The sequence below is a fragment of the Acinetobacter sp. YH01008 genome (assembly GCF_013420435.1).
GTDB classification, from domain to species: domain Bacteria; phylum Pseudomonadota; class Gammaproteobacteria; order Pseudomonadales; family Moraxellaceae; genus Acinetobacter; species Acinetobacter pseudolwoffii.
The window spans coordinates 49,863-64,999 of sequence record NZ_VOYD01000019.1 but is presented as its reverse complement, the minus strand read 5'-3'; the positions used below and the strand labels follow the sequence as shown (position 1 = coordinate 64,999).

Here is a 15,137-nt window from a genome sequence, read left to right as displayed (position 1 = left end):
ACTTGTAAAAACTAAAATGGCAAAATCTGTTTTAGATACAGGTTTTTCAGCATTCAAAACAATGCTCAAGTATAAATGCGAGAACGCAGGGGCAATGTTTGAAGAAGTAAGTGAGAGATTCACAACCTGAGAAACATTGTTTCGCAAGGTTCGTGCTGTGGTGAGATCACTTCTAGCAGTCCGAAAGGTAGAGCAGATTTGCGAATAAGAGTATGGGAGTGTGAATGCGGAAGTTCCAATAACAGGGACGAAAACGCAGCTAAGAACATACTTGCGCTTGGGCATAAGCGTCTAGTAGTAGGAATCACCTCCGTTTCAGGGAGGTGAGGATGTCAATGCTGTGTAAATGGGGTTACATAGTCTAAATAGCGTTAAGCTGAAAAGCGCGGCATGATAAATTTGTATAATAAGGATAATCTGGGTTAAACGATATGTTACGGTTATTAGCGGTTACAGCTTTAGGTCTGGGTATGATGATGTCGGGTTGTACCACTACCCAGCAGGTGATTGCAAAAGTGCAGTCTTCTTCGGATACACCTTTGGATCAGGTACTTAAAATGAGGCCTGATTTACGTAATGAACTGGCAACAGTCGAGATTCGTCAGTTTTTTAATAATGTGGAGTCACCCACCGTTGGGCAGGTGAAAGTGACTGAAACAGGTTTGTTGGATGATTCGGTCAAATCAGTTCAGACCATTTATCATTTCAAAAAAGAACAGAAAAGCTGGAAAATGCAGAATGCTGAAAAGTTATATCAGTGTGCACGTGGTTCAAATACCAGAAACTTCCAGAAAGCAGCCTGCCCATAATAGTGTTTGATCTTTAGTCAGAATTTGGTTAAAAGCGTATCTTAGTGATGCGCTTTTTGCTTTTGGGAAGAGGGGGGAGTTGATGGACTCAAATATATTAGCCGCTACAATTGGCGTGATTGGAGGATTTTTAGCTTCACTCTTATTATTCTATCTAAATAGGTTTTACACCAATTACGATAAAAGAAAATCAGAAAAAATCCTACGAGAAAAATTATTGTATCGTGAGAAAGATAGTGAATTAGAGGCAGATCAAAATTTTATTTTTTCTTTACCTGACTTGAAAAGAGAAGTGTATTTAAACTGTCATATCAATTGGGATAGCGAAATTGCTCTTAATATGATGAAAGGTAATGAAGACTTAATCTGGTTTTTAAGATTCTGTTGGCTGAGCTTAGTAAAATTTTTTCCTCAAGACCATTTTTCAACAGAAGGACATGTTAATTATATTGATAAATTTATCATGGATAGGGCTAACTATCATTACTCTAGATTAGACTGTAGTGACCAATTAAAAAGTGGAAGTATTTCAAAAATAAAGTTAGGATCTTCGATAGCAAAAGATATTGATCAACTAATTATAGACTTAGTAGAAAAAATTCTTCATTTTGAAAATCCTAGAAAAGAAAAATGGTTTCAAGAGTGGAACTCAGTAGAGTCTATTTGATTTTTATAAATTATTAGAATATAGATGAATAATGTATCCTCCATTGATTTGTTTTGAGTAGGTCATTAAAAAAGAGAACGGACTTAAAAACAGGACTCTGCTAAAATTTCCTCTTTCTATTTTAGACAAAGTTTAGCCTGCTTAAACGAGCAGGGTGACAATAAAAACTCCCATGCAAAACATCCAAACCCAAAAACTGACCCGTGCCACACTCATGTTCCCGCTGGCACTGGTCTTGTTTGAATTTTCCGTCTATATCTGTAATGACCTGATCCAACCAGCCATGCTATCGATTACCCGTGACTTTGGCGTAAGCAGTTCATGGGCGCCATCCTCCATGTCCTTTTTCCTGTTGGGTGGGGCATTTGTCGCTGCGATTTTGGGGCCATTGTCCGATCGTCTTGGACGTAAAACCGTACTCTTGGGCGGCGTGGCATTTTTCACAATTAGCTGTCTGGCCATTTTATTGACACCCAATATCGAAAGCTTTTTATTCCTGCGTTTCTTACAAGGCTTTGGACTGTCCTTTATTACCGCCGTAGGTTATGCCGCCATTCAGGAAAGCTTCGAAGAGCGCGATGCCATTAAAGTCATGGCACTCATGGCCAATGTTTCTTTACTGGCGCCATTGCTCGGGCCGGTGCTGGGTGCCTTTATGATTGATCATATCTCCTGGCATTGGGGCTTTATCGGCATTGCATTTCTATCATTTTTAAGCTGGTTTGGCCTGAAAGCCAAAATGCCAAACCTGAAAGTCAGCGTTCCCAAGCAGCCGTTTAGCTATATTCTGGATGACTTTAAACAGGTTTTAAAAAATAAACGCTTTGTGATTATGACCGCGGCCTTGCCCTTGGTCAGCCTGCCGTTGATGTTATGGATTGCCTTATCGCCTGTAATTCTGGTCGAGAAATTTGGATTCAGTAGCGTGCAATATGGTCTGGCACAGTTTCCGGTCTTGGGCGGCTTGATTATCGGTAATCTGGTTTTGCTAAAAATCATCGATAAAATGCCGCTGGGGAAAACTGTACTCTTGGGTGTGCCATTGATGCTGTTTGGTACAGGCTTATTAATACTCGGTCTGTTTATTCCAGATTATTTTGTGTATTGCCTGATTATCGGCACCACCTGTATCAGCCTTGGTGAAGGCGTAAGTTTCTCGGTGCTGTACCGTTTTGCACTGATGTCTTCTGAAGTGTCCAAAGGTACGGTGGCTGCTACGGTTTCGATTATCCTGATGCTGAGCTTTTTTGTGGTGATTGAAGCAGTTCGAATGGCTTATGAAGCCTATGACATTTGGGCCTATTGCATCGCCTCTTTCATTTTGATTGCATTGTGGTTTACTTTGCCGCGTCTGAGCTTAAAGCAGATTATTTCTGAGCGGAAGGTGAGAGGGGAGTTTTAAAGCTCCTCCTTTTATAAAGGAAGGCTATATCCTCTCTCTAACTTTCTCTCAGAGGGAGAGAGGATTTTAATATCTATTGAAGCTCAGCGACTGGCTGCTCTAGTTTCTTTAATTTCAGATCAAACAAAAATGGCCCAAATGGCAAAATTGAAGCGATCAGGCCCATCAAAAACATGCTGAGCGACCATTTTTGCTTTTCACAGACCGCAAATAACACCACTAAAAACAGCACAAATAGTACGCCATGCCCCATACCAACATATTTCACTAAGATCGGATTATCCATCATGTATTTCACGGGCATCGCGATAAATAAAAGTAGCAGAAATGAAATCCCTTCAAACAAACCGACCAGACGTAAAGTTTTGATGTTCATAAGACATACTGATTTAATTAAATTAACCCTGAGTGTACCCAATATAAATTGAAGATTAAATCTTAAAAATAAAAATATATTCAATATTTATAATGAGTTATAACCGAGTAAAGCAGTTGGTTATTTAGTTTCACGATACTATTATTGATGGCATAACTGCAAAAAAACTTTAAGTTTTCCGACAATAAACTGATCTATTTCAAGAGCAAAAAAGTTATTTAGATGCCAACTCTAAAGAAAATTTCATGAAAAAAGACGAGCAGATAGCCCGTCTTTTTCTTTTTATATCTACACTAATCTGTTTAGATCACACCACATGCAATGCGGTCACCACCACCACCTAATGGTAAGGGGTTGTCAGAATAGTTGTCGCCGCCGGCATGAACCATAATGGCACGACCCTGAAGATCCGCCAGTTTCAAACGTGGTGCAAGCAGGGTGACACGGGCAGTACCGTCAGTATTGACTTTTAATGCAGGCAAATCACCGAGGTGACCGGTCACCGGCGTACCATGATTGGGTGACTGGTTCGGATTGTAATGACTACCGGCAGCCAGTGCTGCACCCATCTTGCCATCTTTCATGGCGGGTGCACATGAACCATTTTCGTGAATATGGAAACCTCGCTCACCGGCAGGGAGCTGTTTCAGGTTGGTACGTATCACCAGACCGGCTGGACTGTCACTGAGTAATACGGTGCCAATCTCTTGACCTATCCCCTCAGCGGTTACTGCATTTACAGTCACGGCTCTGACCAGTTCATTCGATGGAGAAGTCGAGGCGCAACCTGTGAAAAGTGCAGCACTGAGCGCACAAAGTGTCGTAATTTTAAACAATGAAGACATGGTATTGGCATCCTGATCTTTATTCTGTTTTGTAAATCTATTGAAACAGAGCAAGATCAGAAGCTCTATATAGAATCAGTACTTAAATGTTTTGTTTTGTTTAAGTCGATTCAATCTGTGCTTTAAGGTGCTTTGGGCGGTGTGTCCTCGGTCTGCGGATCGATGTCATGTGCCATGGTGGCTTTAGGCATCATTAAGGGTTCATTCAAATTACTTTCATGTAACCATTCACGCCAAATTGCCAGCAAGACTGCAAGAATCACTGGACCAATGAAGACGCCGACCAGACCAAAACTGGCAATACCGCCCAGAACACCAAACATAATCAACAGGAATGGAATTTGTGTTGCGCCAGAAATCACCAGTGGACGAATTACGTTGTCGGCCGTGCTGACAATACAGACACCCCAAGCCATCACCCCAATCGCCTCAATCGTCTGTCCCTGTGAAAAGAGCCACAGTGATACTGCACTATAAGCCACCGGTGGGCCGAAAGGAATCAGGGCGAAAATAAAGGTCACAATGGTCAAGACCATCGGATTCGGTACACCCGCGACAAAATAACTCAGACCTGCCAATAAAGACTGGGCAATTGCAGTCAAACCAACGCCATAGACCACCGCACGTGTAGTGGCAGAAATGGTAGAAAAATAATGATGCACACGTGGCCCGACCACCATCTCAAAAGCTTTACGCACCTGATTTAAAATGGTCTGACCATCACGGTAGAAAAAGAACAGCGAAAGTATCGCAAAACACAATTTAAAGATATTTTTACTGACTTCATTCAATACCACTTTGCCGTAATTCAGATGACCTTGAATCCAGCTCGAGATCGATAGCGCGATACTGTTTGGATCGGTATTGATTTCATTTAAAGTTCGGCTAATTTCCTTGCCGACAATCGGAAGGCCACGAATAAAATCCGGTACATCCAGATGACCGGAAAAGACCTGTCGCTGCAATTCAAAATACAGATTACGACCTTCATGCTGCAACATAAAAATGGCGAAGATAAATGGCAGACCAAACACCAGAATCACGGCCAGAATCATCACGGTTGCACTCAGCGTTGGCCGATTGCCGCACATGCGTAACACCGACTGATACAAGGGCCAAGTCATATAGGCGATAATCGCTGCCCAAACTACAGGGATGATGAAATATTTGAGTATATGAAAACTCAAAAAAATCAGGATAAAGAACAATCCAAATAATAAGACTTTTTGTAATGTAGGCGCGTACTGTTGCACTGAATTTAATGGCTCATTTTTTAGGTCGTGTTCAGGCATATTAACTGAAAAAAAAGCGATCGAAAATGACGGCTTGGTAAGTAGCGTGATTATTTTCCCAAAGCAGTGTTAGGATTCAGCGGACTGGCTTAAAACCACTGACTGGGATCATCGATAATGGCATTCAGCACCGGTTGCCATTGATCCTGTAATTCCCGATAGATTTTTTGAGGTTTATCAAAGACTGACAGACCTTCCATAGCCAGACGGCTATAAGGTGCACGTTCTGAAATCCAGGCCACCGGCTGCTGGTCGATCTTGTCAAAAAACTGCTGTATGTCCTGATTACTGGCTGCATTCGGTTTGGTACGGTTGGCCAACAGTAAAATTTCAACCTTGCCTTTACGAATCCGCTTAATATCCTGCAAATGCTTGAGAAAACGGCGGGTCGAATCAATATCAAAAAATGAAGGCTGGATCGGAATAATAATCGCATGCGCTTCACTGATCAGCTGCTCGGCATGATCTTCAGTCAACGCTCCCGGTGCATCAATGATCAGATACTCAATCTGCTTCGGTGCATCACCAATGGATTTGTGATTGCGCCAGTCCAGACTTTGAATCGGCATGGCCTGTTCCGGACGTTGCTTGAGCCATTGCAATGCCGATTTCTGGTTATCGGCATCGGCCAGCGCCACCTTATAACCTTTTTGTGCGAGTGCTGACGCTAAACTAATAGCTGTCATGGTTTTGCCACAACCGCCTTTCTGATTCGCAACTAAAATTGTTTTCATGACTCAAGGTGATTTTATTCTGTTCCTGCCTAGCATATCATTCTTTTCAAGCGTACCAATGGCTGATGTTTTCAACTTCAGTCGAATATTGTGCTGAAAAAATAAAGTAAATTAGGAAGATTGAATGTCCATATGGATGGCCATGCTGATTGGCACATGTATCGGGGTGGTGCTGACCACCATTATTTTAAGTCAGACACGCAATGGACGCATCAAGGCTGAATATGAGCAGTATATTGCCGAGCTGGAACTAGAACATCAGCAGGCATTGATCGCCGCGCAAAAACGCAGTGTCAATACCAGCCGTGCAGTCCTGAAAGGCAAAATGGCGGAACAGCTCGCACCGATCATGCCGGAATTTCAATATCTGCCCAGTGATGCCAAGTTTCTGGGCGATCCTGTCGATTATGTGGTCTTTGATGGCTATACCGATTTCAGAGACGGCGAAGGTGAAGCAGAGGATATTGAAGTGGTATTGATTGATATCAAAAGTGGCGGAGCGCGTCTGACTAAAGGCCAGCAAGCGATTGCCCGTGCAGTTCAGGAAGGGCGGGTGCGTTTTGAAACCATCCGGATTGATTTCGATGATTGAGCACGACCAAGGAAAGAATAAGAAATTATGCAGAAATTACTGATCACTGCGCTGCTGTTTATGCTTGGACTGTGGGTCTGGAATGAGTTTTTTCGTGCGATCCCACATCTGGAAGAACGAGGTGTCTTGAAAAACTTTTCGGTAGAGCCGATTCAACCCATTTCAGCTACATTTACTGTGCATGATAAACGTTTCGTTAAACCGAATCGTCGTGTCTTGCATCAGGCCAGCCCTATGGTTGGACATTTTAATGATCTGGCCTATGTCAGTAATATCGATGTGCTGTTGCTCAGCCAGTCACTGCCAGCCATGCAGGCAACATTAGTATTTGATCAAGCAAAACGCTGTTATCAAATCGAGAAACAAATCAGCCAGGCTGAAGCTGAATTTCTCAGCACGCATGTCCAGCATTTTAGTCTGATCGCTGCCAACGAGAAAATTGCCAATCAGATTCGCAGGCTAAAATCAGGGCAGAAGATTACACTCAGCGGTGATCTGGTCACAGTACATTCAGGAAGCACGGGACAGGAATTTCAGGTGGGTACAGGCTCGGAATATCATGCCCATTGTCAGTTGCTGCGTGTGACTCAGTTGCAGCAACATTAACGGCAAAACGAAAATAAATTAGCCTTGCGGTTTACGCAGTCGAGCCAGCAGCATACGCTGGCCAATCTTCGGAATCCCTGTGGCATTGATATAATTCAATTCTTCAATTTCAAAACCAGTTTCCAGTAAGGCAGTTTCAATATCCCGGTTTAAATGACAGCCATCTGCGACTTTCTTCTGAATCGGGGTGAGTAAATGCTGCAGGCGCTGGATATTTAAATTTTGTCGATTCAGCACATGTTCGACCACATGCAAGTGACCGCCCGGTTGTAGCACACGATAAATTTCACGCAAACTTTGGCCGAGGTCAGCAATACTACACAGCGTCCAGGTCGAGACCACATGTTCTAGACTATGTTCTGCAAAAGGCAATGCTTCTGCACTGGCCTGAATATGTTCGACCTGAAAAGCAGCCTGCTGGATGCGCGCTTCGGCCAGCTTGAAAATAGCCGGATTGGGTTCTACGGCATAGACCAGATCTACTTCTTGATAGAAAGGCAGATTCAGCCCTGTACCAAAACCAATTTCCAGTACTTCACCAGAAATGTTCAAAAGCAATTCACGGCGTAAATCCATCAAGGACGGCGTTTGCATCACCTGATTTAAAAGGTGCGGAAAGATGTGTTGTTGATAAAGTTGATACAGCATTTGGGTTGTTTTAATTTAATCTGAATGTATTTTAGCTTAACTGAAAAATACAATATTCGGGAATGCCCAAGCTGACTAAATACACCCAGTTTGTTACCAAGTTCAACTGTTTATTCATTAAAAAATACGTAAGATCAAGGAAGATATCCTTAAAACGTTTGATCAACTCGATTAGGATTAGATTAAAAATGATGTTCAAACACTTTAAACATTATGCTTTGTTGGCCGGTTTGTTGCTGCCTATTTCCAGCTATAGCTCGGTCGATCACAATATTGCCAAAGGTTTGCCACCTGTGGTCAAAGGACAGTCGATTTCCGTCTTGCAGCCTTTTAAAGGTGATTTCCGTATTTTGGGTTCCAAAGTCTATAGCGCTGATCCGCAGGCCAAATTCTCTCCGATTGATTATGCGGTGAGTTGGGGCCTGTTTGCTGAACCTGAAATTGCCCGACATATTAGTGTCAATCAATATGACCGTTATCTGAACTGGAAAATGGATCGGGTGCCTGTGCCGGTAGAACAAGCCAAGCAGATGGTGTCCAATATGCATATCATTCCGGCCAATCCTGAAATTGCCAAGGCCATTAAAAAGGTAAAACGTGGCGATCTGGTGCGTATGCAGGGTGAGCTAGTTGAAGTGCGTGATAAAGATCTGGTCTGGACTTCTTCATTGACCCCGACGGATACCGGTGATGGCGCCTGTGAGGTATTCCGTGTCAGTTCAATTCAGTGGATTGAACAGGTTGGGAAAAGCTAAATTAAAATTTGCTATTTAGATGCCTATAAAAAACCGCTCTTATGAGCGGTTTTATATATTGATAAACTTTATTTAGCAGTTAAAACCTGACCTTCAAATGCAATGCCATCCCAGCCATTTTGCATAAACTGGCGGATATTCTGATGATCGCTGGCTTGAGGCGTCGCTTGTACAGCTGCATAGTGCTCGGCAAACAGGCTTAAGGTTTGGGCCTGATCCAGCCCATTGAGTCGTGCAAAGGCAAAAACTTTGGCGCTGCCTTGGTTTTCAGTGGTTGCATTGCTCTGCTGGCCATTTTTAAATGCAGTCGGGGTATGGGTATAACGCGCTTCGATATAGGCAATCACATCTGCAAATTTTGCCTCACCTGCGGCCAATTGTGCCAATAAATCTTGTGCCATGCTGTTTTCCCTTTGCAATCAATAAAAATTTCGATGCGATGAATATAGCAATTTTCTTGCGAAGTTCCATGGTATTTAATAGGTTTTCAGTTCAAGATAATCATGAAAATGATTCATAATTAATTTGAAATTTCGGATCAAATCAACTGGATCAATAAATAGAATAGGAACGTATATGGGCTGGCTTTGGGTGGCAATCGGTGGGGCAGTGGGTGCCAGTTTACGGTATGCAGCAGGGCTCTGGTTGCTAAAACCACAGATGCAATTTCCTTGGCCGACGTGGTGGGTCAATATTCTGGGCTGCTTATGTGCAGGGATCTTTTTTGCCTGTAGCCAAAAATATCCAATGCTGCAACAGGAAGCACGTTTGTTTTTAATGGTGGGGATGCTGGGCGGATTTACCACATTTTCCAGTTTTGGTCTGGAAAGCTTTCAGCTTTTGAAACATGGCGCCGTAGGTTTAGCTCTATTGTATGCGCTGTCGAGTGTAATTGTTGGAATTATCGTTCTGGCGCTGGGTTTTTACTTGACTTCACTGGCTTTGGCTCAAAGCTGAAACAGACATAAAAAAGTCAGGAAACTGGAGGTTATTTCCTGACATAAACCACGATTTGAAGATCAAGATAATCGACGGTTTTTAGTTTTAGCCACGTTTAAAGCGGCCAAAACGTTTATTAAAGCTTGCCACGCGACCTTCATTGCTGGTTTGACGCTGCTCGCCAGTATAGAAGGGATGAGAAGCACTTGAAATATCAAGCGTGACATAAGGATATGTTTTACCTTCATATTCTTTAGTCTGGCTAGAGTTCATTGTGCTGCCAATCACAAAATAAGTATCGGCATTGGTGTCATGAAATAACACTTCACGATACGCTGGATGAATATCTGGACGCATATATAATTCCCTCATGATTCTTAATGAAATGTTATAACGTAACATTTAATACTTCAAGTTATCTAGAGTTACAGCGTGTAAGCCTTTGGGGTCAAAATTAACCTCGACTCGGCACCAGTTCTTCAAATACATCACTCAGATCATCATGAACTTTTAAATGAATCAGGTTCCAGTATTGTCCTGAAATCGTCCGGTTCACCATGAGCGTATCTGGAGATGGCTTAAACACATCCCAATATTTTAGAGAAGGTTTGAGCAACTCCATGCCATCATGATGGGCCGAGTTTTCAGCAAAATCATAATGGGTGACCAGTGGACGCATCAGAACTTCCAGCCATTGTTCATACAATTCAGTCGGGAATTTTCCGGTTTCAGTCAAGGAATGCAGCGCATCTAACTGTTGCTCGATCACGGGAATATTCTTCTCGCGTGCGGCATGAATAAGTTCCCGGAAATGCCCAATCACTTCAGTCGAAAGAGTCTTAACGCCACCATAATCATAAACAATCACAGAGCCATCTTCACGAAAGGCAAAGTTGCCCGGATGCGGGTCACAGTGAAAGCGTTTCAGATAAAAAATTTCCTGACCAATCGCACGCAGCAGACGGCGCCCTAAGGCATTGCGGGTTTCCTGTGGCCAGGTGCTGGCGGTTTCAATACTTTCTCCCATTTCCTGACTCAAGGTTAGAATATGCCGTGAAGAATATTCATGAAAAACCTGTGGAATCACAATTTTATGATCCAGGGATTCATGGAAGGCGCGGGCAACTTCCAGGTTCTGGGCTTCAATTTCATAGTTGAGCTCATTGTCCAGACTATGCTGAATTTCTTTAAATAACTGATCCTGAAGTTTACGGTCAATCTTTAAAACGCCCATCATGCGTAGCGCCAGACGTACCTGTTTCAGGTCACTTTCACAGGCTTCATCGACACCCGGATACTGCACCTTGACCACCACTTGCTGGCCATTGGGTAAAGTGGCTTTATGTACCTGACCAATCGATGCTGCGGCAAAAGGCTGTTCATCAAACTGTTGAAATAATTGCTGTAAAGGTTTACCGAGTTCCTTTTCAATTTGCGCCTGAATGTCCTTAAATGGCATGGGCGGTGCCTGACGTTGCAATTTGGCAATGGCTTTGGCAACTTCGGGTGGAAAAATATCTTTATATTGCGAGGCGATCTGACCAACTTTCATGACCGCGCCTTTCATTTCTCCCAAGGTATCCGCGATTTGTATACCAATATCCTGAAATAATTTGCTGCGCGCAGTATTTTTCTGCTCTTCGTCGGCAGTTAAATTTTTAATTGAATTGGATAGGGTTTTACCTGCAATACTTGCGGTCATTCCGGCAAGTTTCATAAAGCGACGACCGGGTGTGCTAGCCGTTTTTGCCATGCGAGATTCCTTGAAACCAACAATTATTTGATGTATTTGATCATAGGTGACAAAGATTCAATTGCCTAGATTTAATTGTAGAGGTTGTGTTGTGATTTTCTTTAACTTCTCCATCTTTAGTGCATGATCTTTGATTTATCAGAAGATTTTTCTTCCTTCCCTGTACTTAAACCCAAACAAGATTCCTGAATACATCATTGTTTTAGGTTAGGCTGCATAATCATACTAAAGGTTGTTTTAATCCCAAAAGTATAAATAAAACAACTCGCAGTAATGAAGAAAATTCAATGAAAGTCTATCGATATTTTACTGCTCAAGATGATGTGCATTTTTGTGTGCGTATCACTTAAACCTTAAATACAGGACCTAAGTTAGATGATTCACCCACTATGCGCTTTAATGGCACGGAGGTGATTGTAGAGCCGCTGCTGATCAAAGATGTGATAGACGAATCGGAGATTTCCAAAGCATTAAAAAATGCGCTGGATCCTGAATCGCAGCGCATTTTCCAGCTTGAATTAATCGGCTGAACGCATTGAGTGGTCGAAACTTAAACGTTTATTGTTGCCATATAAACGAGCTAATAAAAGTACACAGGCCACACTCAGACCCACAATCAGGCCAACCCAGACACCGGCTGCGCCCATGTCGGTAAAGCGGGACAGATACACCCCGACCGGGAAGGCAATCACCCAGTAAGCCAGCATGGTGATCCACATAGGGCCTTTGGTGTCCTGCATCCCACGCAGACAACCTGCTGCACTGATCTGCCAGCCATCCATCAGTTGATAAGCAATCGCAAACAGAATCAGATAGACCGCGATTTGGGTCACGATCATATCCGAGGTGTAGAGCGCCACGATTTCATTACGGAACGCCCAAAGCAAAATCATGGTCAGGATTGCCAGAATAGTGGCCGTAATCAGGCCGAGATATTGCACTTTACGCATTGCCTGCCAGTTCTGCTCGCCATAATAGGTGCCGACCCGAATGGTCAGGGCAATCGCCAGTGACATTGGAATCATAAATAGCTGTGAGGTCACTGAAATGGCAATCTGATGCGCCGCAACAATGGTTTCTCCCAAAGGGCTGAGCACGATCGCCGCAGTACTAAAAATACTAACCTCAAAGAAAATCGCCAGTCCGATCGGCAGGCCAAGCTGCAAGATGCGTTTCATCCATTCCGGGTTGATTTTTTCCCAATGAGTAAACGGCTGGGTGCGTTGATAGGCTTTATTCTTAAAAATATACAGTGCCAGAGTAATGACCATTAACCACTGTAAAATTGCCGTAGCAAAACCACAGCCGGCACTACCCAAGGCTGGAACAGGGCCAATTCCATACATAAATACATAGTTCAGTGGAACCAGCAACACCAGTGCCAATAGGCTGATGACGGTCACCGGACGTGGATGACCAATCGCTTCTGAATAGCCACGTAAAGCGGCATACATAGTCACTGCCGGCATACCAAAACCAATTGCATGCAGGAATAAACCGGCTTTGGGCTGCAAGCTTTCCGGTACACCTAAGATTGGTAAAGTCGCTGGCAACAGCTGCAAAATCAGGCCAGCAATAATCCCCAGAATCAGGGCCACCCAAAGTGACTGACGGGCAATGGTGGCAATTTTTTCAGGGGTACGTGCGCCATTCGCTTCAGCCACCAAGGGTGTCGTGGCAATCATGATACCGCTAAACAGCAGCATCACCGGAATCCATAGACCCACCCCGACTGCAATTGCTGCAAGATCGGTCGCAGACAGATGACCTGCCATAATGGTATCAATCAGGCCCAAACCTGCCTGGGAAAATTGGGTTACCAGAATAGGTAACATCAGATGAAACAGTTTTTTTAATTCAAAACCAAAGGTCGTAACCGGTGTAACATTCGACACAAAAATTACTCATCGTGATCATGTGCTTAAATAGAGGGGTTTAGCGTTGTAAAGTGAGAAGCACACCAATAAAAATTACTCCGCCGCCTAAAAGACGTTGCCAGTTAATCGGCATTTTTTCGTTGCCCAATAAACCCAGATGATCGACCAGCATCGACATGGCCATCTGACCAAAAATAATCAGGCCGCTAAGCACCAGAAAGCCAAGTTTGGGGGCTGCATAAATGCTCATGCTAATCGCGTAGACACCCACGATGCCCCCAAGCCATAAATACCAGGGAACATTCATTAATTCCTGTACACCGGGTTTGGGGTTGGACTGAAAAAGTACAATCACAGCGAGCACTATTGTACCAATCAAAAAGGAAAAAAATGCAGCTTGCATAGGAGAATATAAATATTCTTTCAGTTGTGTGTTAATTGCGGTTTGAAGCGTCAGCAAAACACCAATTGCAAAGACTAAAGGAAGTAAAATAATCAATTGAGAAGATATTTTCATAATTTTAACTGTCTAATTCTATTTGAGTTTTTAGATATAACCCGGTGATCATTTTAATTTTAGCAGTGTTGCTGCCGAGTCATGTTAAAATTCAGCTATATCTTGTAGTCGTTTTTGAGTAGTTCTTTGGCTGAATTGAATCCTGCTGTTATCCCATTGTCTTTATATATTCATATGCCATGGTGCGTGCGCAAATGTCCGTATTGTGACTTTAATTCGCATGCTGTTCCTGATGGTGAATTATCACTGGAACTAGAACAGGAATATTTACATGCCTTGGTTGAGGATTTTAAAACGCAGGTCGATTTTGCCCAAGGCCGCCAGATTCATACTGTATTTATTGGTGGCGGTACGCCGTCGCTGATTTCTGCTCAAGGTTATCAATGGCTATTTGATCAGTTGCAAGCCATTATTCCCTTTGCAGAAGGCTGTGAAATTACGCTGGAAGCAAATCCTGGTACGGTAGAGCATGACCCATTTGCAGGTTATTTGCAGGCCGGCATTAACCGTTTGTCGATTGGGGTGCAGAGTTTTAATACTGACCATCTTAAACGCTTGGGTCGGATTCACAGCAATGAAGATGCGATTTCTGCGATTGGATTGGCGCGTGAAGCAGGCTTTCGACGAATTAATGTCGATTTAATGCATGGCTTGCCTGAACAGACTTTAGATCAGGCCTTGCATGATTTAAAACTTGCGGTAGAAAATGGCGCGACACATATTTCCTGGTATCAGCTGACGATTGAACCGAATACGGTATTTTTCCGTACCCAACCTATTCTACCGGTAGATGATGTACTTGAAGATATTCAGGAGCAGGGCGAAATTTACCTCAAAGCTCAAGGCTTTATCAATTATGAAGTTTCTGCCTGGCGTAAAGAATTACCTTCAGCGCATAACCTGAATTATTGGCAATTCGGCGATTATCTGGCGATTGGTGCGGGTGCACATGGCAAAGTGACTCAACCTGATGGCGTATATCGTTTCCAGAAAACCCGCTTACCTAAGGATTACTTAGCCAAAGTACCTGCTGAACATTTGCAGTTTAAGCGTATTGAAGCTGAAGAGATGCCATTTGAGTTTATGATGAATGCGCTACGCTTAAATCAGGGCGTAGAGGCTAAATTTTATATCGAGCGTACTGGTCAAAGTTTGGATACTTTACAAGATTTATTAAACTCTTTACGTAAAAGAAAATTAATGATCGATGACCAAAACCGGCTTGCATGTACCGAGCAGGGGCATATCTTCTTAAATTCGGTACTGGAAGAATTTCTTTAACTGATTTTTATTTTCTGAACATTTTTCAAAGACCTTCATAAATC

The 15,137-nt window shown here is 43.0% G+C and carries 18 protein-coding genes and 2 pseudogenes; 10 read left to right on the top strand and 10 right to left on the bottom strand.

Annotated elements, in window-relative coordinates:
- The 4 genes and pseudogenes from FTT75_RS11440 to FTT75_RS11425 form a co-directional block, all read left to right on the top strand.
- Nucleotides 1-327: pseudogene (locus tag FTT75_RS11440) on the top strand (zinc ribbon domain-containing protein); the annotation flags it as partial.
- A gap of 104 nt (nt 328-431) precedes the next feature.
- Nucleotides 432-809 carry a hypothetical protein gene (locus FTT75_RS11435; protein ID WP_005094245.1) on the top strand — a complete coding sequence of 126 codons (378 nt, stop codon included), beginning with the start codon at nt 432-434 and terminating at the stop codon, nt 807-809.
- Nucleotides 810-891: 82 nt separating this feature from the next.
- Nucleotides 892-1,476: a hypothetical protein gene (locus FTT75_RS11430; RefSeq protein WP_100355146.1), complete on the top strand. Its 585-nt coding sequence runs from the start codon at nt 892-894 to the stop codon at nt 1,474-1,476.
- 172 nt (nt 1,477-1,648) lie between these two features.
- Nucleotides 1,649-2,878, top strand: coding sequence for an MFS transporter (locus FTT75_RS11425; protein WP_180186436.1), 1,230 nt, complete (start codon nt 1,649-1,651; stop codon nt 2,876-2,878).
- 73 nt (nt 2,879-2,951) lie between these two features.
- On the opposite strand, the gene FTT75_RS11420 is transcribed toward FTT75_RS11425, so the two are convergent.
- The 4 genes from FTT75_RS11420 to FTT75_RS11405 form a co-directional block, all read right to left on the bottom strand.
- Complete coding sequence (locus FTT75_RS11420) at nt 2,952-3,254, bottom strand: DUF3817 domain-containing protein (RefSeq protein WP_005094233.1); 303 nt, start codon at nt 3,252-3,254, stop codon at nt 2,952-2,954.
- A 302-nt stretch (nt 3,255-3,556) separates the two neighbouring features.
- Nucleotides 3,557-4,099 (bottom strand): superoxide dismutase family protein, encoded by a 543-nt coding sequence (gene sodC / locus FTT75_RS11415; protein ID WP_005168781.1) that lies wholly within the window; start codon nt 4,097-4,099, stop codon nt 3,557-3,559.
- Between the two features lie 122 nt (nt 4,100-4,221).
- Nucleotides 4,222-5,352 (bottom strand): AI-2E family transporter, encoded by a 1,131-nt coding sequence (locus FTT75_RS11410; RefSeq protein WP_370982120.1) that lies wholly within the window; start codon nt 5,350-5,352, stop codon nt 4,222-4,224.
- Between the two features lie 128 nt (nt 5,353-5,480).
- Nucleotides 5,481-6,125 carry a ParA family protein gene (locus FTT75_RS11405; RefSeq protein WP_005094230.1) on the bottom strand — a complete coding sequence of 215 codons (645 nt, stop codon included), beginning with the start codon at nt 6,123-6,125 and terminating at the stop codon, nt 5,481-5,483.
- 124 nt (nt 6,126-6,249) lie between these two features.
- On the opposite strand from FTT75_RS11405, the gene FTT75_RS11400 reads away from it, so the two are divergent.
- Both FTT75_RS11400 and FTT75_RS11395 read left to right on the top strand, forming a co-directional pair.
- On the top strand, nt 6,250-6,717 hold the full coding sequence (locus FTT75_RS11400) for a Holliday junction resolvase-like protein (RefSeq protein ID WP_005094229.1): 468 nt from the start codon (nt 6,250-6,252) through the stop codon (nt 6,715-6,717).
- A gap of 27 nt (nt 6,718-6,744) precedes the next feature.
- Entirely contained in the window at nt 6,745-7,323 is a 579-nt protein-coding gene (locus FTT75_RS11395; protein ID WP_005094228.1) for a hypothetical protein, read from the top strand.
- A gap of 18 nt (nt 7,324-7,341) precedes the next feature.
- On the opposite strand, the gene FTT75_RS11390 is transcribed toward FTT75_RS11395, so the two are convergent.
- A complete protein-coding gene (locus FTT75_RS11390; protein ID WP_180186435.1) occupies nt 7,342-7,971 on the bottom strand; it encodes a class I SAM-dependent methyltransferase in 630 nt (209 codons plus the stop codon).
- Between the two features lie 191 nt (nt 7,972-8,162).
- Here FTT75_RS11390 and FTT75_RS11385 point away from each other — a divergent pair, with 191 nt between their 5' ends.
- Nucleotides 8,163-8,726, top strand: a complete 564-nt coding sequence (locus tag FTT75_RS11385) for a hypothetical protein (protein WP_034608360.1) — start codon at nt 8,163-8,165, stop codon at nt 8,724-8,726.
- A 68-nt stretch (nt 8,727-8,794) separates the two neighbouring features.
- Here FTT75_RS11385 and FTT75_RS11380 read toward each other — a convergent pair whose 3' ends face one another.
- On the bottom strand, nt 8,795-9,127 hold the full coding sequence (locus FTT75_RS11380; RefSeq protein ID WP_159138641.1) for a HopJ type III effector protein: 333 nt from the start codon (nt 9,125-9,127) through the stop codon (nt 8,795-8,797).
- Between the two features lie 175 nt (nt 9,128-9,302).
- Between FTT75_RS11380 and crcB the strand changes: the two genes are divergently transcribed.
- Nucleotides 9,303-9,683, top strand: coding sequence for a fluoride efflux transporter CrcB (gene crcB, locus FTT75_RS11375; RefSeq protein WP_074383597.1), 381 nt, complete (start codon nt 9,303-9,305; stop codon nt 9,681-9,683).
- Between the two features lie 87 nt (nt 9,684-9,770).
- Here crcB and FTT75_RS11370 read toward each other — a convergent pair whose 3' ends face one another.
- Both FTT75_RS11370 and FTT75_RS11365 read right to left on the bottom strand, forming a co-directional pair.
- A complete protein-coding gene (locus tag FTT75_RS11370; protein ID WP_005094222.1) occupies nt 9,771-10,022 on the bottom strand; it encodes a type B 50S ribosomal protein L31 in 252 nt (83 codons plus the stop codon).
- Between the two features lie 97 nt (nt 10,023-10,119).
- On the bottom strand, nt 10,120-11,418 hold the full coding sequence (locus tag FTT75_RS11365; protein WP_005094220.1) for an AarF/ABC1/UbiB kinase family protein: 1,299 nt from the start codon (nt 11,416-11,418) through the stop codon (nt 10,120-10,122).
- Nucleotides 11,419-11,705: 287 nt separating this feature from the next.
- On the opposite strand from FTT75_RS11365, the pseudogene FTT75_RS15880 reads away from it, so the two are divergent.
- Nucleotides 11,706-11,948: pseudogene (locus FTT75_RS15880) on the top strand (DUF1737 domain-containing protein).
- On the opposite strand, the gene FTT75_RS11355 reads toward FTT75_RS15880, so the two are convergent.
- Both FTT75_RS11355 and FTT75_RS11350 read right to left on the bottom strand, forming a co-directional pair.
- On the bottom strand, nt 11,937-13,313 hold the full coding sequence (locus FTT75_RS11355; protein WP_373686588.1) for an MATE family efflux transporter: 1,377 nt from the start codon (nt 13,311-13,313) through the stop codon (nt 11,937-11,939). The pseudogene FTT75_RS15880 and the gene FTT75_RS11355 overlap by 12 nt on opposite strands.
- A 40-nt stretch (nt 13,314-13,353) precedes the next feature.
- A complete protein-coding gene (locus FTT75_RS11350) occupies nt 13,354-13,812 on the bottom strand; it encodes a DMT family transporter (RefSeq protein WP_005094208.1) in 459 nt (152 codons plus the stop codon).
- A 126-nt stretch (nt 13,813-13,938) separates the two neighbouring features.
- Between FTT75_RS11350 and hemW the strand changes: the two genes are divergently transcribed.
- Entirely contained in the window at nt 13,939-15,093 is a 1,155-nt protein-coding gene (hemW, locus tag FTT75_RS11345; RefSeq protein WP_180186434.1) for a radical SAM family heme chaperone HemW, read from the top strand.
- Nucleotides 15,094-15,137 lie beyond the last annotated feature (44 nt).